This window comes from Pseudomonas sp. 02C 26, assembly GCF_002843585.1.
GTDB classification, from domain to species: Bacteria; Pseudomonadota; Gammaproteobacteria; order Pseudomonadales; family Pseudomonadaceae; genus Aquipseudomonas; species Aquipseudomonas shirazensis.
Genome location: NZ_CP025262.1, coordinates 3,262,461 through 3,287,063 on the forward strand (window position 1 = coordinate 3,262,461; position 24,603 = coordinate 3,287,063).

The 24,603-nt window shown below is 62.5% G+C and carries 22 protein-coding genes; 13 read left to right on the plus strand and 9 right to left on the minus strand.

Annotated elements, in window-relative coordinates:
• The first annotated feature begins 134 nt into the window (after positions 1 to 134).
• From CXQ80_RS14975 to CXQ80_RS14995, 5 genes are all read left to right on the plus strand, one after another.
• A complete protein-coding gene (locus CXQ80_RS14975; protein WP_101320810.1) occupies positions 135 to 1,304 on the plus strand; it encodes an acetyl-CoA acetyltransferase in 1,170 nt (389 codons plus the stop codon).
• Positions 1,301 to 2,878, plus strand: coding sequence for an acyl-CoA synthetase (locus tag CXQ80_RS14980; RefSeq protein ID WP_101320812.1), 1,578 nt, complete (start codon positions 1,301 to 1,303; stop codon positions 2,876 to 2,878). The genes CXQ80_RS14975 and CXQ80_RS14980 overlap by 4 nt, the downstream gene beginning before the upstream one ends.
• The gene (locus tag CXQ80_RS14985) at positions 2,875 to 3,426 is read left to right on the plus strand and encodes a hypothetical protein (protein ID WP_101320814.1); all 552 of its coding nucleotides are present in this window, start codon (positions 2,875 to 2,877) and stop codon (positions 3,424 to 3,426) included. Before CXQ80_RS14980 ends, CXQ80_RS14985 begins: the two co-directional genes overlap by 4 nt.
• Positions 3,423 to 3,821 carry a PPC domain-containing DNA-binding protein gene (locus CXQ80_RS14990; RefSeq protein WP_101320816.1) on the plus strand — a complete coding sequence of 133 codons (399 nt, stop codon included), beginning with the start codon at positions 3,423 to 3,425 and terminating at the stop codon, positions 3,819 to 3,821. Before CXQ80_RS14985 ends, CXQ80_RS14990 begins: the two co-directional genes overlap by 4 nt.
• 110 nt (positions 3,822 to 3,931) lie before the next feature.
• Positions 3,932 to 5,242, plus strand: coding sequence for an OprD family porin (locus tag CXQ80_RS14995; protein ID WP_101320818.1), 1,311 nt, complete (start codon positions 3,932 to 3,934; stop codon positions 5,240 to 5,242).
• A 90-nt stretch (positions 5,243 to 5,332) separates the two neighbouring features.
• On the opposite strand, the gene cysG is transcribed toward CXQ80_RS14995, so the two are convergent.
• From cysG to ftsK, 6 genes are all read right to left on the minus strand, one after another.
• Positions 5,333 to 6,721 (minus strand): siroheme synthase CysG, encoded by a 1,389-nt coding sequence (gene cysG, locus CXQ80_RS15000; protein WP_101320820.1) that lies wholly within the window; start codon positions 6,719 to 6,721, stop codon positions 5,333 to 5,335.
• Entirely contained in the window at positions 6,722 to 8,002 is a 1,281-nt protein-coding gene (gene serS / locus CXQ80_RS15005) for a serine--tRNA ligase (RefSeq protein ID WP_101320823.1), read from the minus strand.
• Between the two features lie 28 nt (positions 8,003 to 8,030).
• Positions 8,031 to 8,405 carry a fluoride efflux transporter CrcB gene (crcB, locus tag CXQ80_RS15010; RefSeq protein WP_101320825.1) on the minus strand — a complete coding sequence of 125 codons (375 nt, stop codon included), beginning with the start codon at positions 8,403 to 8,405 and terminating at the stop codon, positions 8,031 to 8,033.
• Complete coding sequence (locus tag CXQ80_RS15015) at positions 8,402 to 9,727, minus strand: replication-associated recombination protein A (protein ID WP_101320827.1); 1,326 nt, start codon at positions 9,725 to 9,727, stop codon at positions 8,402 to 8,404. The genes crcB and CXQ80_RS15015 overlap by 4 nt, the downstream gene beginning before the upstream one ends.
• Before the next feature lie 12 nt (positions 9,728 to 9,739).
• Complete coding sequence (lolA, locus tag CXQ80_RS15020) at positions 9,740 to 10,363, minus strand: outer membrane lipoprotein chaperone LolA (RefSeq protein ID WP_101320829.1); 624 nt, start codon at positions 10,361 to 10,363, stop codon at positions 9,740 to 9,742.
• Between the two features lie 62 nt (positions 10,364 to 10,425).
• Positions 10,426 to 12,792 carry a DNA translocase FtsK gene (ftsK, locus tag CXQ80_RS15025; RefSeq protein WP_178080833.1) on the minus strand — a complete coding sequence of 789 codons (2,367 nt, stop codon included), beginning with the start codon at positions 12,790 to 12,792 and terminating at the stop codon, positions 10,426 to 10,428.
• Between the two features lie 402 nt (positions 12,793 to 13,194).
• Between ftsK and aat the strand changes: the two genes are divergently transcribed.
• The 3 genes from aat to infA all read left to right on the plus strand — a co-directional run bounded on the left by aat (position 13,195) and on the right by infA (position 14,959).
• Positions 13,195 to 13,875, plus strand: a complete 681-nt coding sequence (gene aat / locus CXQ80_RS15030; RefSeq protein ID WP_101320833.1) for a leucyl/phenylalanyl-tRNA--protein transferase — start codon at positions 13,195 to 13,197, stop codon at positions 13,873 to 13,875.
• Positions 13,876 to 13,930: 55 nt separating this feature from the next.
• A complete protein-coding gene (locus CXQ80_RS15035) occupies positions 13,931 to 14,638 on the plus strand; it encodes an arginyltransferase (protein ID WP_101320835.1) in 708 nt (235 codons plus the stop codon).
• A 102-nt stretch (positions 14,639 to 14,740) separates the two neighbouring features.
• Positions 14,741 to 14,959: a translation initiation factor IF-1 gene (gene infA / locus CXQ80_RS15040; RefSeq protein ID WP_002553999.1), complete on the plus strand. Its 219-nt coding sequence runs from the start codon at positions 14,741 to 14,743 to the stop codon at positions 14,957 to 14,959.
• An 87-nt stretch (positions 14,960 to 15,046) separates the two neighbouring features.
• Here the strand turns inward: infA and clpA are convergent, their stop codons facing one another.
• Both clpA and clpS read right to left on the minus strand, forming a co-directional pair.
• A complete protein-coding gene (gene clpA, locus CXQ80_RS15045; protein WP_101320837.1) occupies positions 15,047 to 17,317 on the minus strand; it encodes an ATP-dependent Clp protease ATP-binding subunit ClpA in 2,271 nt (756 codons plus the stop codon).
• A gap of 30 nt (positions 17,318 to 17,347) precedes the next feature.
• The gene (clpS, locus tag CXQ80_RS15050; protein ID WP_101320839.1) at positions 17,348 to 17,710 is read right to left on the minus strand and encodes an ATP-dependent Clp protease adapter ClpS; all 363 of its coding nucleotides are present in this window, start codon (positions 17,708 to 17,710) and stop codon (positions 17,348 to 17,350) included.
• Positions 17,711 to 17,938: 228 nt separating this feature from the next.
• On the opposite strand from clpS, the gene cspD reads away from it, so the two are divergent.
• A complete protein-coding gene (cspD, locus tag CXQ80_RS15055; protein WP_178080777.1) occupies positions 17,939 to 18,199 on the plus strand; it encodes a cold shock domain-containing protein CspD in 261 nt (86 codons plus the stop codon).
• A gap of 69 nt (positions 18,200 to 18,268) precedes the next feature.
• Here the strand turns inward: cspD and icd are convergent, their stop codons facing one another.
• On the minus strand, positions 18,269 to 19,525 hold the full coding sequence (gene icd / locus CXQ80_RS15060) for an NADP-dependent isocitrate dehydrogenase (protein ID WP_101320841.1): 1,257 nt from the start codon (positions 19,523 to 19,525) through the stop codon (positions 18,269 to 18,271).
• A 427-nt stretch (positions 19,526 to 19,952) separates the two neighbouring features.
• On the opposite strand from icd, the gene CXQ80_RS15065 reads away from it, so the two are divergent.
• The 4 genes from CXQ80_RS15065 (at position 19,953) to hflD (ending at position 24,490) form a co-directional block, all read left to right on the plus strand.
• Entirely contained in the window at positions 19,953 to 22,178 is a 2,226-nt protein-coding gene (locus CXQ80_RS15065; RefSeq protein WP_101320843.1) for an NADP-dependent isocitrate dehydrogenase, read from the plus strand.
• 67 nt (positions 22,179 to 22,245) lie between these two features.
• Positions 22,246 to 22,686 (plus strand): NUDIX hydrolase, encoded by a 441-nt coding sequence (locus tag CXQ80_RS15070; protein WP_101320845.1) that lies wholly within the window; start codon positions 22,246 to 22,248, stop codon positions 22,684 to 22,686.
• 56 nt (positions 22,687 to 22,742) lie between these two features.
• Positions 22,743 to 23,867: a tRNA 2-thiouridine(34) synthase MnmA gene (gene mnmA / locus CXQ80_RS15075; protein ID WP_101320847.1), complete on the plus strand. Its 1,125-nt coding sequence runs from the start codon at positions 22,743 to 22,745 to the stop codon at positions 23,865 to 23,867.
• Positions 23,864 to 24,490, plus strand: a complete 627-nt coding sequence (gene hflD, locus CXQ80_RS15080; protein ID WP_101320849.1) for a high frequency lysogenization protein HflD — start codon at positions 23,864 to 23,866, stop codon at positions 24,488 to 24,490. Before mnmA ends, hflD begins: the two co-directional genes overlap by 4 nt.
• The last annotated feature ends 113 nt before the right edge of the window (positions 24,491 to 24,603 follow it).

Consider the following 24,603-nt stretch of genomic DNA (forward strand, 5'->3'; position numbering starts at 1 on the left):
CACCTGTAGACCGGCATTCGCTACCGACAACCACCCTCTTGCGCCAGCAAAGCCCCAGCCTAGAGGGCTATTACCGAGCTTGGCACCGCCCTTGCTATTGACCTCGCAAACAACATCATGCGAGGAAGCACCTCATGGATTCCCCGGTAATCAGCGGTTGGTACCACTCCCCATTCGGCAAGTTCCCCGAGATCGACCCCGAGCAGATGATGGCCGATGCCGCCATCGGCGCCCTGCAGCACGCCGGGCTCGACGCCGAGCAGATCGACTCGATTCACGTCGGCCACTTCAATGCAGGCCTGATCTACCAGGACTTCCCTTCCGCGCTGCTGGCCAATCATCTGCCGGCGCTGCGCTTTACCCCGTCGGTGCGGGTTGAAAACGCCTGTTCCACAGGCTCCGCAGCGATCCACTCGGCGCTGCAGGCCGTGCTCAGCGGCCAGGCCCGCCATGCCCTGGTGGTGGGCTTCGAGAAGATGAACGGGCTGCCCACCGCCGAAGTCGGCAAGATCCTGCTCAAGTGCTGTTATGCCCGCGAAGAAGCGCAGATCGAAAACGGCTTTGCTGGTGTGTTCGGCAACATCGCTCGGGCCTACTTCGAGCGCCACGGCGATCAGTCCGACGCGCTGGCGATGATCGCTGCAAAAAACCACGCCAACGGCGCCCTCAACCCGTTTGCTCATATGCGCCGGGATGTCGGCTATGACTTCTGCCGTAACCCGTCCGAGAAAAACCCGTTTGTGGCCGGCCCGCTCAAGCGCAGCGACTGCTCGCTGATTACTGATGGCGCTGCCGCGCTGGTGATCAGCCGTGCCGAACAACTGCCCGGGCAACAACCGGCTGTGCGCTTGCGCGCTGCGGTACAGGTCAACGATTACCTGCCACTGTCACGCCGCGACCCGACCGTTTTCGAAGGCGCCGCACGCGCCTGGCAGCAGGCCTTGAGCGAGGCCGGCTTGAGCCTGGCCGACCTGTCACTGGTCGAGACCCATGACTGCTTCACCATCGCCGAACTGCTCGAATACGAAGCCATGGGCCTGGCCCCGCGCGGCCAGGGCGCGCGGGTGATTGCCGAAGGCATCAGCCGCAAGGATGGCCGCCTGCCGGTCAACCCGTCGGGCGGGCTCAAGTCCAAAGGCCACCCGATCGGCGCTACCGGCGTGTCGATGCACGTAATGGCCGCCATGCAGCTAACCGGCCAGGCTGGCGACATGCAGCTGCCACGGGCTGACCGTGCCGGGGTGTTCAACATGGGCGGCGCGGCGGTAACCAACTACGTCAGCATCCTGGAGGCTGTGCAATGACCGGGATCGACAATGTCATGAACCTCGGCGAGCTGCTCGCCCAGATCGCCCGGCGCCTGCCCGATTCCCCCGGCTTCATCCGCGGTGCCGACAGCTACAGCTGGCTGCAACTGCTGACCCGCGTCGACAGCGTCGCCGCGGCCCTGCGCGAGCGTGGTCTGGGCAAGGGCGACAAGCTGCTGGTGCACTCGCGCAATAATTTGCAGCTGTTCGAGAGTGCCTGGGTGGCGTTCCGCCTGGGCATGGTCTGGGTGCCGACCAACGTGCGCATCACCCCGCCCGAAGCGGCTTACCTGGGCAGCTCCAGCGGCGCGGTGGCGATGCTCTACGACGATGGCATGGCGGCCTATGTCGACGCGGTGCGCGAAGCTTCGCCAGCACTGCGCGTGGTCATCGCCATCGGCGCCCCGCGTGACGGCGAGCTGAGCTACGACGCCCTGCTCGACCAAGGCGCGCCACTGCAACCAGCGTTTCGCCCAGCCGAGGTCAGCTATCACGACCCGCTGTGGTTCTTCTACACCTCCGGCACCACCGGCCACCCCAAGGCGGGCATCCTCACCCACGGCCAGATGGCATTCGTCATCAACAATCACCTGGCCGACCTGATGCCCGGCCTGAGCCCACACTCGCGCTCGCTGGTGCTGGCGCCATTGTCCCATGGCGCCGGTATCCATGCCCTGATCAATGCCGCCCGTGGCGCCGCCTGCGTGCTGCCGGCCGGCGACCGGCTGGACTGCGACGAAGCCTGGCGGTTGATCGAACAGCACCGGGTCGACAACCTGTTCACCGTGCCAACCATCGTCAAGATGCTCACCGAAGACCCGGCCGTCGACCGTTACGACCACAGCAGCCTGCGCTATGTGATCTACGCGGGCGCGCCGATGTACCGCGCTGATCAGTGCCACGCCCTGCGCACCCTGGGCAAGGTGCTGGTGCAGTACTACGGCCTTGGCGAAGTGACCGGCAACATCACCGTGCTGCCGGCGGACTGCCACGATGCCGAGGACAGCCCCCAGGCCAAGGTCGGCTCCTGCGGCTACCCGCGCACCGGCATGCAGGTGGCCATCCTCGATGAGCACGGCACTGAACTGCCAACCGGCAGCGATGGCGAGATCTGCGTACGCGGCCCGGCCGTATTCGCCGGCTACTACAACAATCCCAAGGCCAACGCCGAGTGCTTCCGCCATGGCTGGTTCCATACCGGTGACCTCGGCCACGTTGACCAGGAGGGTTATCTGTTCATCACGGGGCGCGCCTCGGACATGTACATCTCCGGCGGCTCCAACGTATATCCACGCGAGATCGAAGAGGCGCTGCTGACTCATCCGGCAGTCACCGAAGTCGCAGTACTGGGGCTGCCCGACGAGAAGTGGGGCGAGTGCGGCTGCGCCGTGATCGTGGTCACTGCCGAGGTCAGCGACGAGCAACTGTTGGCCCACCTGGAGCCACGCCTGGCCCGCTATAAATGGCCGAAGCGTTTTGTGCGCTGGACCGAGATGCCCAAGTCCGGCTACGGCAAAATCGTCAAAAAACAGATCCGCGCCCTGCTCGACGCCAGCGAGGCGGTGCTATGAACCCGCATTTTGAAGAGCGCAACGGCGTGCGCGTATTCATCCACGGCGGCCAACCGCAACAGCCGCGCTTGCTCGACTGTGAAGTGCCGGACTGCGAAGAACTGCGCGTAGTGCTGCCACTGGCCTGCAACGTTGCCCAGGGCCTGCTGCAGGCGCTGGAGGGCCGCCGCTATCGCAGTGCGGTCGGGCGCATCCTGTGTGGCGGCGCGGCGCACCTGAGCTATCACCGCATGGTCACCACCACTGACCAGCAGCGGCCCTACGACTACGGCCAGGCGGTGGTGCTGGACGGCTATATCACCTTTGTCAGCGGCGCCATCACCGTCGGCCGCGATGCCCACGGCGCGCCGCTGCTGCACTGCCACGCCGGCTTCATCGACCGCGACGGCCAGCAGCATGGCGGCCATCTGGTGCTCGACCGGTTGGTGGTCGGCAGCGAGCCGCTGGTGCTGCGCCTGTGCCTGTTCGACCAGGTCGCGTATCAGGTCAAGCCTGATGCCGAAACCCACTTCAACCTGCTTCATCCGGTGTTCCAGGAGGCGTCATGAACACTGCAGCAATCCAGAGCGAAGCGCAGGTACAGAGTGGCCGGCTTGGCCGCCTTGTAGTGGCCCGGCTCAAGCCCAACGAAGACATCATCGACAGCGCCGAAGCCCTTTGCGCCAGCCACGGCATCAGCCTGGCGGTGGTCCGTGGCGGCCTCGGCAGCCTGATCGACGGCGAGTTGCAGTACCTTGGCCGCAGCGGCATGCAGGACATCCATGTACCAGGCCCAGGGGTGGAAATCCTCAGCCTCAGTGGTGAAATCGCCCCCGGCGCGAGCAGCCTGCAAGCGGTGCTGGCCGACGCCGACGGCAAGATTTTCGCCGGCCGCCTGCAGCGTGGCCGCAACCTGTCGTTCATCACCGTCGAGCTGACCTTGCAGGAATGGCTGCCTGACTGACTGCCCTCACTGAAGAGCATCACCCGGGCGTTGCCGCGCCCGGCTTTCTTGCGCCCGCGCGTTGGGCGCCCCACTGCATCAGGAAAACAACAATGACAAGAAAGCCCTTAATGCACCTTTCACTGCTGACCGCTACCAGCGCCCTGCTCGTCCCCGCCGCCCAGGCGGCCTTCATCGAAGATGGCAAGGCCACGTTCAACCTGCGCAACTACTACTTCAACAACGACATGCGCGACCGCGCCGGTGCCGCCGGGCAAAGCAAGACGGCCGAATGGGCGCAAGGCTTCATGCTCGACTACAAGTCAGGCTTCACCGACGGCACGGTCGGCTTTGGCGTGGATGCCCTCGGCCTGCTTGGGGTGCGCCTGGACGGCGGCGCCGGCAATCATCGCGGCAGCTCGATGATCCCCGACGACAGCGACGGCAGCGCTGTCGACGAATGGAGCCGGCTGGGCCTGACCGGCAAGATGCGCTTGTCCAAAACCGAAGCGCGCTACGGCACCTTGCAGCCCAAGCTGCCGATTCTGGTGGCCAACGATGGTCGGGTGCTACCGCAGACTTTTGAAGGCGGCATGATCACCTCGCAAGAAATCGACGGCCTGACCCTCATCGGCGGGCGCCTCGAGCATGCCACCGGGCGCGCCTCGACCAACCGCTCAGGGCTGGCCGTGGCGGGCGGCACCGAGCAAAGCAACGAGTTCATCTTCGCCGGTGCCGACTATCAACTGAGCAAGGCGCTCAAGCTGCAGTACTACGCCGCCCAGCTCGAAGACTATTACGTGCAGCACTTCGGCGGCCTGGTGCATGTATGGGCACTGAGCGACAACCAGTCGCTGACCACCGACCTGCGCTACTTCAAGACCGATGCAAGCGGACGCAACGATTCGGCCAGCGGGCGCGGCGAGGGTTATCGCGTCAGTGGCCTGGCCGATACGCCGGGCAAGATCGACAACGATACCTGGAGCGCCATGTTCACCTATGCCATTGGCGGCCACAGCGTACTGCTCGGGCATCAGCGCGTGTCCGACAGTGGCAACTTCGTTCAGCTCAACCAGGGCAATACCGGCGAAGGCGCCGCAGGGTCGAGCATCTACCTGTTCACTGACCGCCTGGTGACCAGCTTTACCCGCGCTGGCGAGCGCACCACTTTTGGTCAATACGGCTACAATTTCGCCGCACTCGGGGTGCCAGGGCTGGTGGCATCGGTCACCTACCTGAAGGGCACGAATATTCGCATGGCCTCAGGAGGCGACGAAAAGGAATGGGAGCGCGATATCGCCCTGGATTATGTGGTGCAGGGCGGCACCTTCAAGGGGCTGGGGTTCAGCTGGCGCAATGGCATGTTGCGCAGCGGTGTGCCCAGCGAGTGGGATCAGGATCAGAACCGTTTGACCGTCAGCTATTCAATACCGCTGTTCTAGGCCCACAACCCTGAAACGACTCGGGGCCATTGCAGCAGGTTTCTACAACCTGACCGCAATGGCCCCGAGTTTCAAACAGAACAGCGCAGCTTAGTCCTGAGTGCCTTCGAACCAGGCCAGCTTCTCGCGCAACTGCACCACCTCACCGACGATTACCAGTGTCGGCGCATGCACTTCATGCTTGGCCACCATCGCCGGCAGATCTGCCAACGTGCCGGTGAACACTCGTTGATTACGCGTGGTGCCCTGCTGCACCAAGGCCGCTGGCGTAGTCGCCGCACGGCCATGGCGGATCAGTTCAGCGCAAATCGTCGGCAAGCCGACCAGGCCCATGTAGAACACCAGAGTCTGCCCGGGTGAAACCAGATCGTGCCACGGCAGGTTGCTGCTACCGTCCTTCAGGTGACCGGTAACGAAGCGCACAGACTGCGCGTAATCACGGTGAGTCAGCGGAATCCCGGCGTAGGCCGAGCAACCGCTGGCAGCGGTGATGCCTGGGACTACCTGAAACGGAATACCATGCTCGGCCAGCTCTTCGATCTCTTCGCCACCGCGGCCGAAGATGAACGGGTCGCCGCCCTTGAGCCGCAGTACGCGCTTGCCCTGCAAGGCCAGCTCAACCAACAGCTGATTGATCTGTTCCTGCGGCACCGAGTGATCGGCGCGGCGCTTGCCGACGTAGATCCGCTCGGCATCGCGCCGGCACATGTCGATGATCGCCGGTGCCACCAAGCGGTCGTACAGCACCACATCGGCCTGCTGCATCAGGCGCAAGGCACGGAAAGTCAGCAGGTCCGGATCACCCGGACCAGCCCCCACCAGATACACCTCACCGCCCTGCTGCACCGGTGCGCCGTCGACCATCGCCTGCAACAAACGCTCGGCTTCAGCGCTCTGCCCGGCCAGCTGACGCTCGGCAATCGGGCCCTGGAATACCGTCTCCCAGAAGCCGCGGCGCTGATTGACGTCCGGGTACAGCGATTTCACCTGATGGCGAAACCGCGCGGCAAGCCCGGCAAGCTCCCCATAGGCCGCCGGAATCCAGGCTTCCAGCTTGGCCCGGATCAGCCGCGCCAACACCGGCGCATCGCCGCCACTGGACACTGCTACCACCAACGGCGAGCGATCGACGATGGCCGGGAAGATCACCGTACACAGCGCCGGCGCATCGACCACATTGACCGGCAGGCTGCGTGCCTGCGCTTCGGCCGACACCTGAGCATTGAGCTGCGGATCGTCGGTGGCAGCGATCACCAGCCGGCACCCTTCCAGGTCCGTGACCTGGTAGCCACGCACCAGCACCTCGCCGCCGGTTGCCTCGGTCAAGCTGATCAGCTGGCTGTCGACCTGCGGCGCCACCACGCGCAGCGCGGCGCCGGCATCGGCCAGCAAGCGCGCCTTGCGCAGGGCGATTTCGCCACCGCCGACGACCAGTACCCGGCCGCCCTGCAACTTGTGAAACAGCGGCAGGTAATCCATTTAACCGATGACCTCGACGCCGCCCATGTACGGCTTGAGCACTTCCGGCACACGGATCGAACCGTCGGCCTGCTGGTAGTTCTCGAGCACTGCAACCAAGGTCCGGCCTACCGCCAGCCCGGAGCCGTTGAGGGTGTGTACCAGCTCGGGTTTGCCGGTTTCCGGGTTGCGCCAGCGCGCCTGCATGCGGCGCGCCTGGAAGTCGCCACAGTTGGAGCACGAGCTGATCTCGCGGAACTTGTCCTGGCTCGGCACCCACACTTCCAGGTCATAGGTCTTGACCGCACTGAAGCCCATGTCGCCGGTGCACAGGGCCAATACCCGGTACGGCAGCTCCAGCAGTTGCAGGACGCGCTCGGCGTTGGCGGTCAGGCCTTCCAGCGCTTCCATCGACTTGCTCGGCTCGACGATCTGGACCATCTCGACCTTGTCGAACTGGTGCTGACGGATCATGCCGCGGGTATCGCGGCCCGACGCACCGGCTTCACTGCGGAAGCACGGTGTGTGCGCAACGAACTTGATCGGCATTTGTTTGGCGTCGAGGATTTCGCCGGCAACGATGTTGGTCAGCGACACTTCGGCGGTCGGGATCAGGTAGAAGTCGGCTTCGCCTTCGCGGCTGATCTTGAACAGGTCTTCCTCGAACTTCGGCAACTGGCCGGTGCCCTGCAAGGCAGGCGCCTGCACCAGGTACGGGGTATAGGCCTCTTCGTAGCCGTGCTCGCTGGTGTGCAGGTTGATCATGAACTGCGCCAGGGCGCGGTGCAGGCGGGCGATCGGGCCACGCAGCAGGGCAAAGCGTGCGCCGGAGAGCTTGGCCGCGGTCTCGAAGTCCAGGCCACCGCTGATTTCACCCAGGGCAACGTGGTCTTTGACCTCGAAGTCGAAGGCACGCGGGGTGCCCCAGCGGCGCACTTCGACGTTGCCGTCTTCATCGGCACCGACCGGCACGCTGGCGTCCGGCAGGTTGGGGATGGTCAACAGAATACCGTCCAGCTCAGCCTGGATCTCGTCCAGCTCGGTCTTGCCGGCCGCCAGTTCGTTGGCCATGCGCTCGACATCAGCCATCAGCGGCGCGATGTCTTCGCCCTTGGCTTTGGCCTGGCCGATCGACTTGGAACGGGCGTTACGCTCAGCCTGCAGCTGTTCGGTACGGGTCTGCACCGCCTTGCGGCGCTCTTCCAGTGATTCGATGCGCGCGACATCCAGGCTAAAGCCACGGGAGGCCAGGCGATCCGCCACTTCCTGAAGTTGGCCGCGTAACAGTTTGGCATCGAGCATATCGTTCTCTCGTTATAGGTGTGTTGGTTCAGAATTTGGTTAGCGACAGGCCGGCCCAGGTGGCAAGCAACCCGCCGCATACGCTAATAGCGGTATAGCCCAGGGCCAGCGGTATCTGGCCGTTTTCCAGCAGGCGCACGGTATCGAGCGAAAATGACGAAAACGTGGTCAGCCCGCCGAGAAAACCGACGATCAAACCAGCGCGTAGCTCGACCGGGACCATCGGTTTGTACAGAAACAGCCCATACAGCAGGCCGATCAGCAAGCAGCCGACCAGATTGACCGCCAGCGTACCGAGATAGAAGTGCCGTGGCCAGTGGGCGCTGACCCAGTTGCTGGTGGCAAACCGCAGCAGGGTGCCGGCGACGCCGCCGGCGCTGACGGCCGCAATCAAGGCAATCATGGTTTTCTCCGCTGGCGAGGGCTGTTGCGATCGAGCTCGGCGAGGTGGCGCAGCTTCTCGCCGATCTTCAGTTCCAGGCCGCGTGGCACTGGCTGATAGTAAGGTCGTGGTTCGAGTTGGTCCGGGAAATAGTCTTCGCCTGCGGCGTAGGCATCCGGCTCATCGTGGGCGTAGCGGTATTCTTCGCCGTAGCCCAGTTGCTTCATCAATTTGGTCGGCGCATTGCGCAGGTGCAGCGGCACTTCCAGCGAGCCGTGCTCGGCTGCCTCGCGCATGGCCGCCTTGAAGCCCATGTACACCGCATTGCTCTTCGGCGCGCAGGCGATGTAAGTGATGGCCTGGGCCACCGCCAGCTCGCCTTCCGGGCTGCCAAGGCGCTCCTGCACGTCCCACGCCGACAGGCACAGGCTCAGCGCCCGCGGGTCGGCGTTGCCGATATCTTCGCTGGCCATGCGCACCACGCGCCGGGCGATGTACAGCGGGTCGCAGCCGCCATCGAGCATGCGCGCGTACCAGTACAGCGCGCCATCCGGGTTGGAGCCGCGCACTGACTTGTGCAGCGCCGATATCTGGTCGTAGAACGCTTCGCCGCCCTTGTCGAAGCGCCGGCGGCTGTCGCCGAGCAGGCTCTGCAGCAGATCAACGCCGATATCAGCACCGTCTTCGGCCAGGTCCGAAGCGTTTTCGAGGAAGTTGAGCATGCGCCGGCCGTCACCATCGGCAGCGGCCATGAGCATCTTGAAGGCTTCATCGCCCACCGTCAGCTGACGCTTGCCCAGGCCGCGCTCTTCGCTGAGGGCGCGATTGACCAATTTGCGCAACGCATCCTCATCCAGGCTTTTGAGCACATAGACGCGCGCCCGCGAGAGCAAGGCGTTGTTCAATTCGAATGAGGGATTCTCGGTGGTCGCACCGATAAAAATCAGCGTGCCGTCCTCAACGAACGGCAGAAATGCATCCTGCTGCGACTTGTTGAAGCGGTGCACTTCATCGACGAAGAGGATGGTCCGCCGGCCGTATTGAGCCGCCTGCTGCTTGGCCACCTCAACCGCCTGGCGGATCTCCTTGACCCCGGCCAATACTGCCGAGACCGTTTCGAAGTGGGCATCACAGAACTGCGCCAGCAGCCGCGCCAGGGTGGTCTTGCCAACCCCCGGCGGGCCCCAGAAGATCATCGAGTGCAGCGCTCCCTGCTCCAACGCCTCGCGCAGCGGCTTGCCGCGCGCCAGCAGGTGCTCCTGGCCTACATACTCGTCCAGGTTGGACGGACGCAGCCGGGCAGCCAGTGGCTGAGAGACGGGTTCGCTACGAAACAGGTCCATGACGGCCTCTGATTACTCCTGGATAACGTCCGCGCCTTGCGGAATCTTGAAGTTGAAGCGGTCAGCAGGCACCGGCTGGTTGGCCTTGACCCCATTGAACAGGATGTTGGTGCGCTGGCCGACGCTGTCGATCAGTTGCATGTCGTTGATCAGGCCTTTGCGGAACGACACGCGCAGCGAATCGAACAGGGTGTCCTTGGTTTTAGGCTTGAGGGTGAAGTCCATCACCTCGCCCTGCTCCTTGGAGGTGATATCGAAGCTTTGGCTGATCTTGGAGACATCGCCCGACAGCAGCAGCGCCGGGGTCTGGTTCAAACGTACATCGAGCTTCTTCACCGTGGCCTGTTCCAGGTCCGGGTCCCACAGGGTGACCTTCTGGCCATCGGAGACCACCACCTGCTCCTGCGGCGCATCGGTATGCCAGTAGAACAGGCCCGGACGCTTGACGGTCATCTTGCCCGTGGTTTCCTGCAGACTGGTACCGCCGGCATCCAGGGTCAGCTGGGAGAAATTGGCTTCGATGGTCTGCGACTTCTCGAGCAAATCGGTCAGGCGCTTCACATCGTTCTCGCCGGCATGCGCCGACAGGGTGCCCAGAGCCAGGGCGGAAACCAACAGCATGCGAATCGCGCGCATGGAAATCCTCGTTGAACAGTAGATGGGCCGGGCGCCGTGATTGGCGCCCGGCAGGGTGATGATCAATCGCGTGGGCCGCCCGGCGCAATCACTTCGCGCGAGCCGTTGGTGTTCATGGCGGTGACTACCCCGGCCATTTCCATCGACTCGATCATCCGCGCGGCGCGGTTATAGCCGATTTTCAGCTTGCGCTGCACCGCCGAGATCGAGGCGCGGCGGCTTTCAAGTACGAACTGCACGGCTTCGTCATACAGGGCGTCGGTTTCGGCATCGTCATCACCGCCACCGCTGCTGCCTTCAAAGCCGCTGCCGGCCTCTTCGACACCATTGAGGATGTCGTCGTTGTAGTCCGGCGCGCCACGCAGCTTCCACGCTTCCACCACGCGGTGGACTTCTTCGTCGGAAACAAAGGCACCGTGCACGCGGATCGGCAGGCTGGTGCCCGGCGGCATGTAGAGCATGTCACCGTGACCCAGCAGCTGTTCGGCGCCACCCTGGTCGATGATGGTCCGCGAGTCGATCTTGCTCGACACCTGGAACGCCATACGGGTCGGGATGTTGGCCTTGATCAGGCCGGTGATGACGTCAACCGATGGCCGTTGGGTAGCGAGGATCAGGTGAATACCTGCCGCCCGCGCCTTCTGCGCGATACGGGCGATCAGTTCTTCGACCTTCTTGCCGACGATCATCATCATGTCGGCGAACTCGTCGACCACCACGACAATGGTCGGCAGGGTTTTCAGGGTTGGCGGCTCGTCATCCATGCTCTCGCGACGGTACAACGGGTCATGAATGACCTCACCTGCCTCCTGGGCGTCCTTGATCTTGCGGTTGAAGCCGGCCAGGTTCCGCACGCCCATGGCCGCCATCAGCTTGTAGCGGCGCTCCATTTCGGCAACGCTCCAGCGCAGGGCGTTGGCTGCGTCCTTCATGTCGGTAACGACCGGGCAGAGCAGGTGCGGAATGCCTTCGTAGATCGACAGCTCGAGCATTTTCGGGTCGATCATGATCAAGCGGGCGTCTTCCGGGCCGGACTTGAACAGGATCGACAGGATCATGGCATTGACCCCCACCGACTTACCCGAGCCGGTGGTACCGGCCACCAGCAAGTGCGGCATCTTGGCCAGGTCGGTGATCACCGGCTTGCCGCCGATGTCGTGACCCAGAGCCAATGCTACTGGCGACTTGGCGTCATCGTACTGGGACGACGACAGCACCTCGGAGAAGCGCACCATCTGCCGGTTCTCGTTGGGGATCTCGATACCGACGGTGGTCTTGCCGGGGATCACCTCGACCACCCGCACGCTGGTCACGGCCAGGGAACGGGCCAGATCCTTGGCCAGGTTGGCGATACGGCTGACCTTGACCCCGGCTGCCGGCTGGATCTCGTAACGAGTGATCACCGGGCCAGGATGGATCGAGTCAACCGAGACCTCGACACCAAACTCCTTGAGCTTGATTTCCAGCAGATGGCCAACACCGGCCAGGGATTCTGGCGAGTATTCGATTTTCTTTTCTTCTGCCGGATCGAGGATCGAGATCGGCGGCAGAGTGCCTTCGACGGCACTGTCGACGAACAGCGGCGTCTGTTTTTCCTTGAGGATGCGTTTGCTCGGCTCCGGCGCCTTGACCGGGGCTGGCATGATCACCGGCGCCGGCTGCTGCACGCGCTGGGCAACGTGCTTGGTCAGCGCGTCGTCACGCTCGATGATGCGTTCGCGCGCCTTGAGCTGCTCGCGCTTGTCGGCCACCACCGGCGCTACGACCGTGTCGACCTGCTCGTCGACCTCACGCAGCTGCGCCACCAGGCGCTTGCGCTCGTTGCGAGCTTCCCACCAGCGATTGGCCGCACCTTGCACCAGCTCGAACAGGTCGAGGGTGATCTTGCCGGTCATGTCCATGACCTTGAACCAGGACAGATCGGTGAACACCGTCAGGCCGAACAGGAACAGGGCAATGAACATCAGGGTGCTGCCCTGCACATTCAACAGGCTGCGGGCCAGGTCGCCGAGGCTCTCGCCCAGCGCGCCGCCGGCCGAGAACGGCAGGCTTGCCGACGGGTGGAAATGGATATGGGCCAGGGCTGCGCCCGACAACACCAGAAACACCAGACCAATCAACCGCCAGGAGAACAACCAGCCACTCCACTGCCACGGCTGATGGCGCTCACGGAAGATCTGCCAGGTCTTGATCCCCAGCAGCAACGGGAAGATATAGGCGAAGTAGCCCAGCACCATGAACAGAATGTCGGCGAAGTACGCGCCAGCGCGGCCAGCCGCGTTCTGCACCTGATCGACATTGCTGGTGTGGGTGAAGCCTGGGTCGGCGGTGTCGTAGGTCAGCAGCGCCATCCACAGGTACAGGCACAGCGCGCCGACGGCGATCAGCGCACCTTCCTTGAGGCGATAATGCAACTGCTGGCGCCACATCGGTACCGGCAGAGGGGGCGGAGTTGCGGTGGATTTCTTCAAAACGCGTCTATTCCTGCGCTTGCTGCGCGTCCAGTAGTGATCGACCCGATGTCCGGTCAATGAACCCGTACTTTTAACATTACTGCCCGCCAGCCGCCATGGCGGCGCGCCGGATGGGCGCGAACGGTGAGCAAACTTTCATGGGTGCAATTTGAGCACGCATTGCCTTGCGTGACAAAGGCTTATGCTGTGTTTTTGCACAGGTGTGACAACAAAGCCTCGGGTTGGTGCCGATTGCCTGAAAAATCTGCTGGCAATTGCCTTGGCGAGCGTCAGCGCTGCGGGTTGGCGTTGGATTGACCTGCTGACGAGGGCGGGCCATGCTGTCAGCCCTCCCCTCCCCCACTGCACATGACGCCCATGCTGACCTGGCTGACCCGCGACTCGCTGACCTTTCCGCCCCTGACAAAGGCTCTGCAGGAGCCCAACGGATTACTTGCCGCTGGCGGTGACCTGAGCCCTGAGCGCCTGGTTCAGGCCTATCGGCATGGCTGCTTTCCGTGGTTTCAGGATGGTCAGCCCATTCTCTGGTGGTCACCCGACCCACGCACGGTGTTGTTCCCCGACGAGCTGCACGTGTCACGCTCGCTGGCCAAGCTGATCCGCCAGCAGCGTTACCAGGTCAGTTTCGATACTGACTTCGAAACGGTAATTGCCGCTTGTGCAGCGCCACGCGACTACACCGACGGCACCTGGATCACCGACCCCATGCGCGCAGCCTACTGCGAGCTGCACCGGCGCGGCTTCGCCCATTCGGTGGAAGTACGCGAGAACGGCGAGCTGGTCGGCGGCCTGTACGGCCTGGCCATGGGCCGGCTGTTTTTTGGCGAGTCGATGTTCAGCCGCGCCGACAACGCCTCCAAAGTGGGCTTCGTTACCCTTGTCGAGCACCTGCGTGCGGCCGGTTTCGTCCTGATCGACTGCCAGATGCCAACCAACCACCTGCACAGCCTCGGCGCCCGCGAAATCAGCCGCGCCAGCTTTGCCGAGCACCTCGCACACGACCTCGACCAGACCGTCGACATCAGCTGGGTTCGCTAGGCGAGTTTGCCCAGCTGGCTTACACTTAGGACTACGTCTTGCCGAGGGGTCGATCATGACAGAGTTGGCGCGGTTGAAGTTCTATGCCACTCAGCCCCACTCCTGCAGCTACCTGCCCGATGAGCAGGCCACCACGCTGTTCCTCGACCCTAGCCAGCCGATGGACGTCGATGTGTATGCCGACCTCTCCGAAATGGGCTTTCGCCGCAGTGGCGACCACCTGTATCGCCCGCATTGCCAGAACTGCAACGCCTGCGTACCGGCGCGCATCCCCGTCGCCCGCTTCATCCCCAATCGCCAGCAGCGGCGTATCCTCAAGCGCAACAGCGACCTGCAGGTAACTGCCGCCCGGCCATCGTTCAAGGAGGAATACTTCGACCTGTACCGGCGCTACATCGAGCAGCGCCACAGCGACGGCGACATGTATCCACCCAGTCGCGATCAGTTTTCCACCTTTCTGGTGCGCGATCTGCCATTCTGCTGGTTCTATGAGTTTCGCCTGAATGGGCGGCTGCTTGCGGTGGCGGTATGCGATATGCTGCCCAACGGGCTGTCGGCGGTGTACACCTTCTACGAGCCGGATGAAGAACGCCGCAGTCTAGGGCGCTTCGCCATTCTCTGGCAGATCAGCGATGCACTGCGCCAGAACCTTGAGGCGGTGTACCTTGGTTACTGGATCAAGAACTGCAAAAAGATGAGTTACAAGACCCAGTATCGCCCCATCGAACTGCTGATCAACCAACGTTGGGTCAGCCTCAATTGAAAGCATTGGCTTGAAATACTCTTTTCGGGCATAATCCACGCCACTTTTTTGCCCGGTGCAGTTGCGCGTCGGGCCTACACTGGATACCGAGGGCTTTACTGCATGTCGAAAGAAGACAGCTTCGAAATGGAAGGCACTGTCGTCGACACCCTGCCCAACACCATGTTCCGCGTGGAGTTGGAAAATGGGCACGTCGTAACCGCGCATATCTCCGGAAAAATGCGCAAGAACTACATCCGTATTCTCACCGGCGACAAGGTCCGCGTCGAGCTGACGCCTTACGACCTGAGCAAGGGCCGCATCACCTACCGCGCCCGTTAAGCTCCAGTCATGAAAAAGCCCGGCCAATGTGCCGGGCTTTTTTGTGGCCAAAGAAAAAGGGCCGCCGAGGCAGCCCACTCTGCTCGATCACGCCACTTCGGCAGTGGTCTCGAAGTCGAACACCAACTCGCCATCACGTAGCTCGATGTGCACCACGCCGCCATGCTCGGCCAGCTCACCGAACAGGATCTCTTCAGCCAAGGGCCGCTTGATCTTGTCCTGGATAAGCCGTGCCATCGGCCGGGCACCCATCTGCACGTCATAGCCGCTGGCAGCCAGCCAGCCACGTGCCTCATCACTGACCTCAAGCAGTACACGCTTGTCTTCCAGCTGAGCCTGCAGTTCGATAAGGAACTTGTCGACGATGCTTTTGATCGTCTCGTGGCTCAGGCGACCGAACTGGATGATGGTATCCAAACGGTTGCGGAATTCCGGCGTGAAGCTCTTGCGAATGACTTCCATCGCATCCGACGCATGGTCCTGATGAGTGAAGCCAATCGAAGCCCGCGCAGCGGTTTCGGCGCCGGCGTTGGTGGTCATGATCAGAATCACGTTACGGAAGTCCGCCTTGCGCCCGTTGTTGTCGGTCAGGGTACCGTGGTCCATCACCTGCAGCAGCAGGTTGAAGACTTCCGGGTGGGCCTTCTCGATCTCGTCGAGCAGCAGTACGCAGTGCGGCTGCTTGGTAATCGCCTCGGTGAGCAAGCCACCTTGGTCGAAACCGACATAGCCTGGCGGCGCACCGATCAGGCGCGACACAGTGTGCCGTTCCATGTACTCGGACATGTCGAAGCGCACCAGCTCAACGCCCAGCGCCTTGGCCAGCTGACGCGCAGCCTCGGTTTTGCCGACGCCGGTAGGGCCAGCGAACAGGAACGAGCCTACGGGCTTGTCCGGGGCCTTGAGGCCGGCTCGCGACAGCTTGATCGCAGTCGACAGCGAGTCGATCGCTGGGTCCTGACCAAATACGGTCAGTTTCAGGTCGCGCTCCAGGTTACGCAGCAGCTCCTTGTCGGAACTGGACACGTGCTTTGGCGGAATCCGAGCGATTTTCGCGACGATATCTTCGACCTGCGCCACTTCGATGCGCTTGACCCGATTGGCCTCCGGCTGCAGACGCTGGTAGGCGCCCGCCTCGTCGATCACGTCGATGGCCTTGTCCGGCATATGCCGATCATTGATATAGCGCGCAGCGAGCTCGGCAGCGGCGCGCAGGGCCTCGTCGCTGTACTCGATGTGGTGATGCGACTCGAAGCGACCTTTCAGCCCACGCAGGATACCCACGGTGTCTTCCACCGACGGCTCCGACACATCGACTTTCTGGAAGCGCCGCGCCAGGGCCCGGTCCTTCTCGAAGATGCCACGAAATTCCTGGAAGGTAGTCGAGCCGATGCAGCGGATATCACCTGATGAGAGCAGTGGCTTGAGCAGGTTGGACGCATCCATTACCCCGCCCGAGGCCGCGCCGGCACCGATGATGGTGTGGATCTCATCGATGAACAGGATGGCCTGCGGACGTTTTTTCAGCTCACCCAGCAGCGCCTTGAAGCGCTTCTCGAAGTCGCCACGGTACTTGGTCCCGGCCAGCAGTGCGCCGAGATCGAGCGAATAGACCACGCTCTGCGCCAGCAGATCAGGTACCTGACCGTCGACGATACGTTTGGCCAGGCCTTCGGCGATGGCCGTCTTGCCGACGCCCGCTTCACCGACCAGCAACGGGTTGTTCTTGCGCCGGCGAGCGAGAATCTGCGCTACCCGCTCGACTTCTTGCTCACGGCCCACCAACGGATCGATACGACCCTGACGCGCCTGCTCGTTGAGGTTGCTGGCGTAGGTATCCAGCGGATTGCTCGAGGACGACGTTTCGCCACCCTCTTCATCCTGCATGTCCTGGTCGCTGTCGGCGCTAGGCCCATGGCCTGGCACCTTGGAAATGCCGTGGGCAATGAAGTTGACCACGTCGATACGGGCCACGCTCTGCTGCTTGAGCAGAAACACGGCCTGACTTTCCTGCTCGCTGAAGATAGCCACCAGCACATTGGCGCCGGTCACTTCACGCTTGCCCGAACTCTGCACATGGAACACCGCGCGTTGCAGCACGCGCTGGAAGCCCAGGGTTGGCTGGGTTTCGCGGTCTTCGTCGTGCACCGGGATCAGGGGGGTAGTGGAGTCGATGAACTCTTGCAGGTCGTGCTTGAGCTTGTCGAGATTGGCGCCACAGGCGCGTAGAACGGTTGCGGCCGCCTCATTGTCAAGGAGTGCCAACAGCAGATGTTCGACGGTCATGAACTCATGACGCTTCGAACGGGCCTCCTTGAAGGCCAGATTGAGGGTGACTTCGAGCTCGCGGTTTAACATAGCTTCACCTCATACCCAAGTGGTCGGCGATTAACCGTCCTTCTCGATTTCACAGAGTAGCGGATGCTGGCTCTCCCGGGCGTATTGGTTGACCTGCGTCGCCTTCGTTTCGGCGATATCGCGGGTAAACAATCCGCATACTGCCCGCCCTTCGGTATGGACGGTCAGCATGATCTTGGTCGCCAGCTCGCGGTTCAAACTAAAGAACGTCTCGAGCACTTCGACGACGAAATCCATTGGCGTGTAGTCATCGTTGAATAAAACCACCTTGTACATGGGTGGCGCCTGCAGGATCGGCTTGGCTTCTTGAACAGCCAGACCGGAGCCATCGTCCTCGTTGGTCTGAGGACCATCCTGATTGAATGTTAGTCGAATCTGACTGTGTGCATGCATGGAAAGAATTTCATCACATCGACAAGTTAAGGTTGTGGGTTGACCGCATAGAGCTGGCGCCGGCGCAGGCGCCGCATGACCTTGACTATCGGCAAAACGGTGTTACAACCAATAGAACCCACCGTGGGCGATAAAGATCCGCGCAGTCAACCAGATTTTTCGCAAGGTTCGTATGCGGATACGTGGATGATACTCCAGTGATGGAGTCCTTTGCAGAGGGACATAGGGATGACAAGCGGTAAAGTCAAGTGGTTCAACAATGCCAAGGGCTATGGGTTCATCAACGAGGACGGCAAGACTGAAGACCTCTTTGCCCACTATTCGGCCATCGTAATGGACGGATACAAGACGCTGAAGGCCGGCCAGCTGGTCAAGTTCGAAATCATCCAGGGCCCCAAGGGCCTGCACGCGGTGAACATCAGCGACGCCAAAGCCGAGGTCACAAGTTCAGCAGATCCGGCGACTGAACGCACGAAGGCCACTGTCTGACCATTTGTCTGCCGCTGAGATGTGAACGGGCCGATCGCCTCTTGAACGAGGCGATCGGTTTTTTCGTGTCTACATGTGTTTGATCATCTCATCGCCAAAGCCTGAGCTACCCACCAGCGTGGCGCCGTCCATCAGGCGCTCGAAATCATAGGTAACGGTTTTCGCCGCAATTGCGCCGTTGGTCCCTTTGATGATCAGGTCGGCAGCCTCGGTCCAGCCCATATGCCGCAGCATCATTTCGGCCGAGAGGATAACCGACCCCGGGTTGACCTTGTCCTGGCCGGCATACTTGGGCGCGGTACCGTGCGTCGCTTCGAACATTGCCACCGTATCCGACAGGTTCGCCCCAGGCGCGATGCCAATCCCGCCCACTTCTGCCGCCAGCGCATCGGACAGGTAGTCACCGTTCAGGTTGAGCGTGGCAATCACGTCATACTCTGCCGGGCGCAGCAGGATCTGCTGCAGCATGGCATCGGCGATCGCATCCTTGACCACCACGTTCTTGCCACTCTTGGGGTTGGTGAACTGCATCCACGGCCCGCCATCGAGCAACTCGGCGCCGAATTCTTCCTTGGCCACCTCGTAGCCCCAGTCCTTGAACGCGCCCTCGGTGAATTTCATGATGTTGCCCTTGTGGACCAGGGTCAGCGACTCGCGGTCATTGTCGACCACATACTGCAACGCCTTGCGCACAAGGCGCTTGGTGCCTTCCTTGGAGACCGGCTTGACGCCGATGCCGCAGTCCTGGTCGAAGCGAATCTTGGTGACGCCCATTTCCTCCTTGAGAAACTTGATCACTTTGATGGCTTCGGGCGAACCGGCCTTCCACTCGATGCCGGCATAAATGTCTTCGGAGTTTTCCCGGAAGATCACCATGTCGACGTCTCCCGGCTTTTTCACCGGACTCGGCACACCCTCGAACCACACCACCGGGCGCAGACACACATACAGGTCAAGCTGTTGGCGCAGGGCCACGTTCAGCGAGCGGATGCCGCCGCCGACCGGTGTGGTCAGCGGGCCTTTGATCGACACCACGTATTCTTTGACTGCGTCGAGGGTCTCTTGCGGCAGCCAGGTGTCCTGGTCATACACCTGCGTAGCTTTTTCACCGGCATAGACCTCCATCCAGGCGATCTTGCGCTTGCCGGCGTAGGCCTTGTGCACCGCGGCATCGACTACCTTGATCATCACCGGGGAAACATCGACCCCGATGCCATCGCCTTCGATATAAGGAATGATCGGGTTGTCGGGCACATTGAGTGAATGGTCGGCATTGACGGTGATCCTGGCGCCGTCGGTCGGCACCGTGATTTTCTGGTATCCCATGCTTGCACTACTCCGGAGTCGGGTGTGGTTGGACATCATGCGATCCAATCAGCCTAAACCACATCTGCCGACCTGCAAGGCCGGGCTTGTACCTGCGGCAATGCACCACATTGCAGGTAAGTCTTTGGTCTTATAAATGCGCTGATACCACTTGGCCTTGCTGATTAGCCCAAAGGGTTTGGTATACTCCGGCCCTGACCGTAAGGTCATGGGGGCGAATCCCCGGAAATCGCGGCTTGCCCCCGGCCCTCGAAGGCCACAAAGTCTGGGCTGTTACCGCATCCCAGCCGCTTGACGCTCGACTGATGCATCCACCATCACCGCTCGTAGCCTCTCGACCTTTTGCCCATGGCGCGCCGTGGGCGATGCGCCTACCCAGCGCACCCCGAGACTCGAGTACGCTCAGCAAAACAGAGAGTTAACCCGCATGCCCACCCGCTCTAAGATCATCTATACCTTCACCGACGAAGCCCCTGCCCTCGCCACCTATTCGCTGCTGCCGATCGTCGAAGCGTTCACCGCCTCGGCTGACATCGCCGTCGAAACTCGCGACATCTCCCTGGCTGGCCGTATCCTTGCGGCATTCCCGGAGCAACTCGGCGCAGACAAGCAGGTAAGCGATCATCTGGCGGAGCTGGGCCAACTGGCCACCACCCCTGAAGCCAACATCATCAAGCTGCCGAACATCTCGGCCTCGGTGCCTCAGCTCAAGGCTGCGATCAAGGAACTGCAAGCCAAGGGTTACGCCGTCCCTGACTACGCCGACGAGCCTGCCAGCGCTGCCGAAAAAGAATCCCGCGCGCGCTACGACCGCATCAAGGGCAGCGCCGTGAACCCGGTACTGCGCGAAGGCAACTCCGACCGCCGCGCGCCGCTTTCGGTCAAGAACTACGCTCGCAAGCACCCGCACAAAATGGGCGCCTGGGCTTCCGATTCGAAATCGCACGTGGCCCACATGAGCCAAGGTGACTTCTACGGCAGCGAAAAAGCCGCACTGATCGAAGCTGACGACAGCCTGCGCATCGAACTGCTGGACAAGAACGGCGCAACTACCGTTCTGAAGGAAAAAACCGCTGTCAAAGCCGCAGAAGTGGTTGACTGCGCGACCATGAGCCGCAAAGCCCTGAAAGCCTTCATCGCCGAGCAGATCGCCGATGCCAAGGCCAGCGGCGTACTGCTTTCGGTGCACTTGAAAGCAACCATGATGAAGGTTTCCGACCCGATCATGTTCGGCGTCATCGTCGAAGAGTTCTACGGTGAAGTGCTGACCAAGCACGCTGCAGCGCTGGCTGACATCGGCTTCAATGCCAACAACGGCATCGGCGACCTGTACGCCCGCATCAAGGACCTGCCAGCTGACCAGCAAGCGCAGATCGAAGCCGACATCCAGGCCCTCTACGCCGTACGTCCAGCCCTGGCCATGGTCAACTCCGACAAAGGCATCACCAACCTGCACGTGCCGAGCGACGTAATCGTCGACGCCTCGATGCCGGCCATGATCCGTGACTCGGGCAAGATGTGGAACACTGCCGGCGAGCTGCAAGACGCCAAGGCCGTGATCCCGGACCGCTGCTACGCCGGTATCTACCAGGCTGCCATCGAAGACTGCAAGGTCAACGGCGCCTTCGACCCGACCACCATGGGCAGCGTACCAAACGTTGGCCTGATGGCGCAGAAAGCCGAAGAGTACGGCTCCCACGACAAGACCTTCGAAATCAAGGCCGATGGCGTCGTGCGCGTCGTTGATGGCAAAGGCAACGTGGTTCTGCAACAGAACGTCGAAGCCGGCGACATCTTCCGCATGTGCCAGACCAAAGACGCGCCGATCCAGGACTGGGTCAAGCTGGCCGTCAACCGTGCCCGCCTGAGCGGTACCCCAGCGGTGTTCTGGCTCGACCCGGAACGCGCCCACGACGGCGTGATGATCGAGAAAGTCCAGAAGTACCTGAAAGACCACGACACCACTGGCCTGGACATTCGCGTCCTGCCGCCGGTCGAGGCGATCAAGTTCTCCCTGGCCCGTATCCGCGAAGGCAAGGACACCATCTCGGTGACCGGCAACGTTCTGCGCGACTACCTGACCGACCTGTTCCCGATCATGGAGCTGGGCACCAGCGCCAAGATGCTGTCGATCGTGCCGCTGATGAACGGCGGTGGCCTGTTCGAAACCGGCGCTGGCGGTTCGGCACCCAAGCACGTGCAGCAGCTGGTCGAAGAGAACTTCCTGCGTTGGGATTCGCTGGGTGAATTCCTCGCTCTGGCGGCCTCGCTCGAGCACCTGGGCGACACCTACGCCAACCCACGTGCCAAGGTTCTGGCCAACACCCTGGACCAGGCTACCGGCAAGTTCCTCGACAATAACAAGTCGCCTTCGCGCAAGGTTGGCGGTATCGACAACCGCGGTAGCCACTTCTACCTGACCCTGTACTGGGCTCAGGCCCTGGCTGCGCAGAGCGACGACGCTGCGCTGCAAGCGCGCTTCGCCCCGCTGGCCAAGACCCTGACCGAGAACGAAGCGACCATCGTCGCCGAACTCAACGCCGTACAGGGCAAGCCAGTCGACATCGGTGGCTACTACGCCCCGGATGCCGAGCTGACCGCCAAGGTGATGCGTCCAAGCCAGACCCTCAACAACGCAATTGCTGCGCTGTAAGGTTCGCTTGAAGTAACCCCACAAACCCCGGCCACGCACCGGGGTTTGTGCTTTTCAGGATTCCACTATGACCTGGCACCCCCACATCACCGTAGCCACCGTGGTCGAAGACCAGGGCCGCTTCCTCTTCGTCGAGGAATTCAAAGCCGGCCAGCACGTCTTCAACCAACCGGCCGGCCACCTCGAGCCCAACGAAACCCTGCAGCAGGCCGCCCTGCGCGAAACCCTCGAAGAAACCGCCTGGGACGTCGAACTGACCGGCGTGGTGGGCATCTACCTGTACACCGCCCCCAGTAACGGCGTCACCTACCAACGCATCTGCTTCGCTGCCCGCCCCGTCCGGCACCATCCGCAACGCGCCCTCGACAGCGATATAACCCGCGCGCTGTGGATGACCCGCGCCGAGCTGCTGGCCGAGCCACAACGCTGGCGCAGCGAGCTGGTGCCGCGCTGCATCGACGACTACCTGGCAGGCCCGCTGCACAGCCTCGCCTTGCTGCGCGACTGACGCGCACGAGCGGGCCTGATAGAATCGACCTTTTTCCCTGATACACATCGGTAGCCATGACCAGCCCAGCACTCAAAGACCCCGCCAAGACCCGCGTCATCGTCGGCATGTCCGGCGGCGTCGACTCTTCCGTCTCCGCCCTTCTGCTGATAGAGCAGGGCTACCAGGTGGAAGGTCTGTTCATGAAAAACTGGGAAGAGGACGACGGCACCGACTACTGCACCGCCCGCGAAGACCTGGCCGACGCCCAGGCCGTGTGCGATCGCATTGGCATCAAGCTGCACACGGCCAACTTTGCCGCCGAGTACTGGGACAACGTGTTCGAGCACTTCCTTGAAGAGTACAAGGCTGGGCGCACGCCAAACCCGGACATCCTCTGCAACCGCGAGATCAAGTTCAAGGCCTTCCTCGACTACGCGCTGTCGCTCGGTGCCGACCTGATCGCCACCGGTCACTATGTACGCCGGCGCGACACCGGCGAGCTGACCGAGCTGCTCAAGGGCCTGGACCCGAACAAGGACCAGAGCTACTTCCTGCATGCCGTCGGCGGCAAGGAAATCGCCCGCACCCTGTTCCCGGTCGGCGAGCTGGAAAAACCCGAAGTGCGCGCCATCGCCGAGAAACATGGCCTGGCTACTGCCAAGAAAAAGGACTCCACCGGCATCTGCTTCATTGGCGAGCGGCGCTTCAGCGACTTCCTCAAGCAGTACCTGCCGGCCCAGCCGGGCAACATCGAAACCACCGAAGGTGAAGTCATCGGTCGCCACCACGGCCTGATGTACCACACCATCGGCCAGCGCCAGGGCCTGGGCATCGGCGGCCTCAAGGACGCCGGTGACGACCCGTGGTACGTGCTGGTCAAGGACCTCGCCCGCAACGTGCTGGTGGTCGGCCAGGGCAACGAGCACCCATGGTTGTTCTCCCGCGCCCTGCTCGCCTCGGACATCTTCTGGGTCAACCCGATCGACCTCGCCACCCCGCGCCGCCTCACGGCCAAGGTGCGCTATCGCCAGGGCGACCAGGGCTGCACCCTGGAACGCACCGAAAGCGGCTACCGCGCCGTGTTCGACGAGCCGCAACGTGCGGTCACCCCCGGCCAGTCGGTGGTGTTCTATGATGGCGAGGTGTGCCTGGGCGGCGGCGTGATCGAGACTGCTGAGCCGTGGAGCCCGCGCCCATGAGCAACCTGCACGAGCAGTTGATTGCCCTGGGCGGCGTGTTTCAGGCTGCAGTGCTGGTCGACAAGCTGGCACGCACCGGCCAGTCCAATGACGCCGAGCTTGGCTGCATGCTTGGCAGCCTGCTGGTGATGGATCCCAAGGACACCCTCGAGGTGTTCGGTGGTGATGACCTTAACCTGCGCGACGGTTACCGCGCCCTGGTCGGCGCACTCGAGCGCGAGCCCAGCAGCCTGCAGCGCGAGCCGCTGCGCTATGCCCTGTCGATGCTCGGCCTCGAGCGCCAGCTGGCCAAGCGTGGCGACCTGCTGGAAACCATCGGCAACCGCCTGCCGCAAATCCAGGGGCAGGCCGATCACTTCGGCCTGACCCACGAGAATGTCATCGCTTCCAGTGGCGCCTTGTATCAGGACACCCTGAGCACCTTGCGCCAGCGCATTCAGGTGCATGGCGACATGCGCTTCCTGCAGCAAGCCAGCAACGCCTCGAAGATCCGCGCACTGCTGCTGGCCGGGATCCGCGCCGCACGCCTGTGGCGCCAGCTTGGCGGGCACCGCTGGCAGCTGGTATTCAGCCGGCGCAAGTTGCTCAACGAGCTGTACGGCATGATGCGCACCAATTCCTGAATGCTGCGCATCCCCGCCTGGCGCGGTCCGTGTAGGAGCGGCCTTGTGTCGCGAGAGGTGCGCGAAGCGCGCCCAGCAATCCTAGGGTGCGGCACAAATCCTGGGGCCGCTGC

Excerpts from the sequence above, each read along its gene's own strand:
- CXQ80_RS14975 (WP_101320810.1), top strand. The coding sequence starts at position 135 with ATGGATTCCCCGGTAATCAGCGGTTGGTACCACTCCCCATTCGGCAAG.
- CXQ80_RS14980 (WP_101320812.1), top strand. The coding sequence starts at position 1,301 with ATGACCGGGATCGACAATGTCATGAACCTCGGCGAGCTGCTCGCCCAG.
- CXQ80_RS14985 (WP_101320814.1), top strand. The coding sequence starts at position 2,875 with ATGAACCCGCATTTTGAAGAGCGCAACGGCGTGCGCGTATTCATCCAC.
- CXQ80_RS14990 (WP_101320816.1), top strand. The coding sequence starts at position 3,423 with ATGAACACTGCAGCAATCCAGAGCGAAGCGCAGGTACAGAGTGGCCGG.
- CXQ80_RS14995 (WP_101320818.1), top strand. The coding sequence starts at position 3,932 with ATGCACCTTTCACTGCTGACCGCTACCAGCGCCCTGCTCGTCCCCGCC.
- cysG (WP_101320820.1), bottom strand. The coding sequence starts at position 6,721 with ATGGATTACCTGCCGCTGTTTCACAAGTTGCAGGGCGGCCGGGTACTG.
- serS (WP_101320823.1), bottom strand. The coding sequence starts at position 8,002 with ATGCTCGATGCCAAACTGTTACGCGGCCAACTTCAGGAAGTGGCGGAT.
- crcB (WP_101320825.1), bottom strand. The coding sequence starts at position 8,405 with ATGATTGCCTTGATTGCGGCCGTCAGCGCCGGCGGCGTCGCCGGCACC.
- CXQ80_RS15015 (WP_101320827.1), bottom strand. The coding sequence starts at position 9,727 with ATGGACCTGTTTCGTAGCGAACCCGTCTCTCAGCCACTGGCTGCCCGG.
- lolA (WP_101320829.1), bottom strand. The coding sequence starts at position 10,363 with ATGCGCGCGATTCGCATGCTGTTGGTTTCCGCCCTGGCTCTGGGCACC.
- ftsK (WP_178080833.1), bottom strand. The coding sequence starts at position 12,792 with ATGTGGCGCCAGCAGTTGCATTATCGCCTCAAGGAAGGTGCGCTGATC.
- aat (WP_101320833.1), top strand. The coding sequence starts at position 13,195 with ATGCTGACCTGGCTGACCCGCGACTCGCTGACCTTTCCGCCCCTGACA.
- CXQ80_RS15035 (WP_101320835.1), top strand. The coding sequence starts at position 13,931 with ATGACAGAGTTGGCGCGGTTGAAGTTCTATGCCACTCAGCCCCACTCC.
- infA (WP_002553999.1), top strand. The coding sequence starts at position 14,741 with ATGTCGAAAGAAGACAGCTTCGAAATGGAAGGCACTGTCGTCGACACC.
- clpA (WP_101320837.1), bottom strand. The coding sequence starts at position 17,317 with ATGTTAAACCGCGAGCTCGAAGTCACCCTCAATCTGGCCTTCAAGGAG.
- clpS (WP_101320839.1), bottom strand. The coding sequence starts at position 17,710 with ATGCATGCACACAGTCAGATTCGACTAACATTCAATCAGGATGGTCCT.
- cspD (WP_178080777.1), top strand. The coding sequence starts at position 17,939 with ATGACAAGCGGTAAAGTCAAGTGGTTCAACAATGCCAAGGGCTATGGG.
- icd (WP_101320841.1), bottom strand. The coding sequence starts at position 19,525 with ATGGGATACCAGAAAATCACGGTGCCGACCGACGGCGCCAGGATCACC.
- CXQ80_RS15065 (WP_101320843.1), top strand. The coding sequence starts at position 19,953 with ATGCCCACCCGCTCTAAGATCATCTATACCTTCACCGACGAAGCCCCT.
- CXQ80_RS15070 (WP_101320845.1), top strand. The coding sequence starts at position 22,246 with ATGACCTGGCACCCCCACATCACCGTAGCCACCGTGGTCGAAGACCAG.
- mnmA (WP_101320847.1), top strand. The coding sequence starts at position 22,743 with ATGACCAGCCCAGCACTCAAAGACCCCGCCAAGACCCGCGTCATCGTC.
- hflD (WP_101320849.1), top strand. The coding sequence starts at position 23,864 with ATGAGCAACCTGCACGAGCAGTTGATTGCCCTGGGCGGCGTGTTTCAG.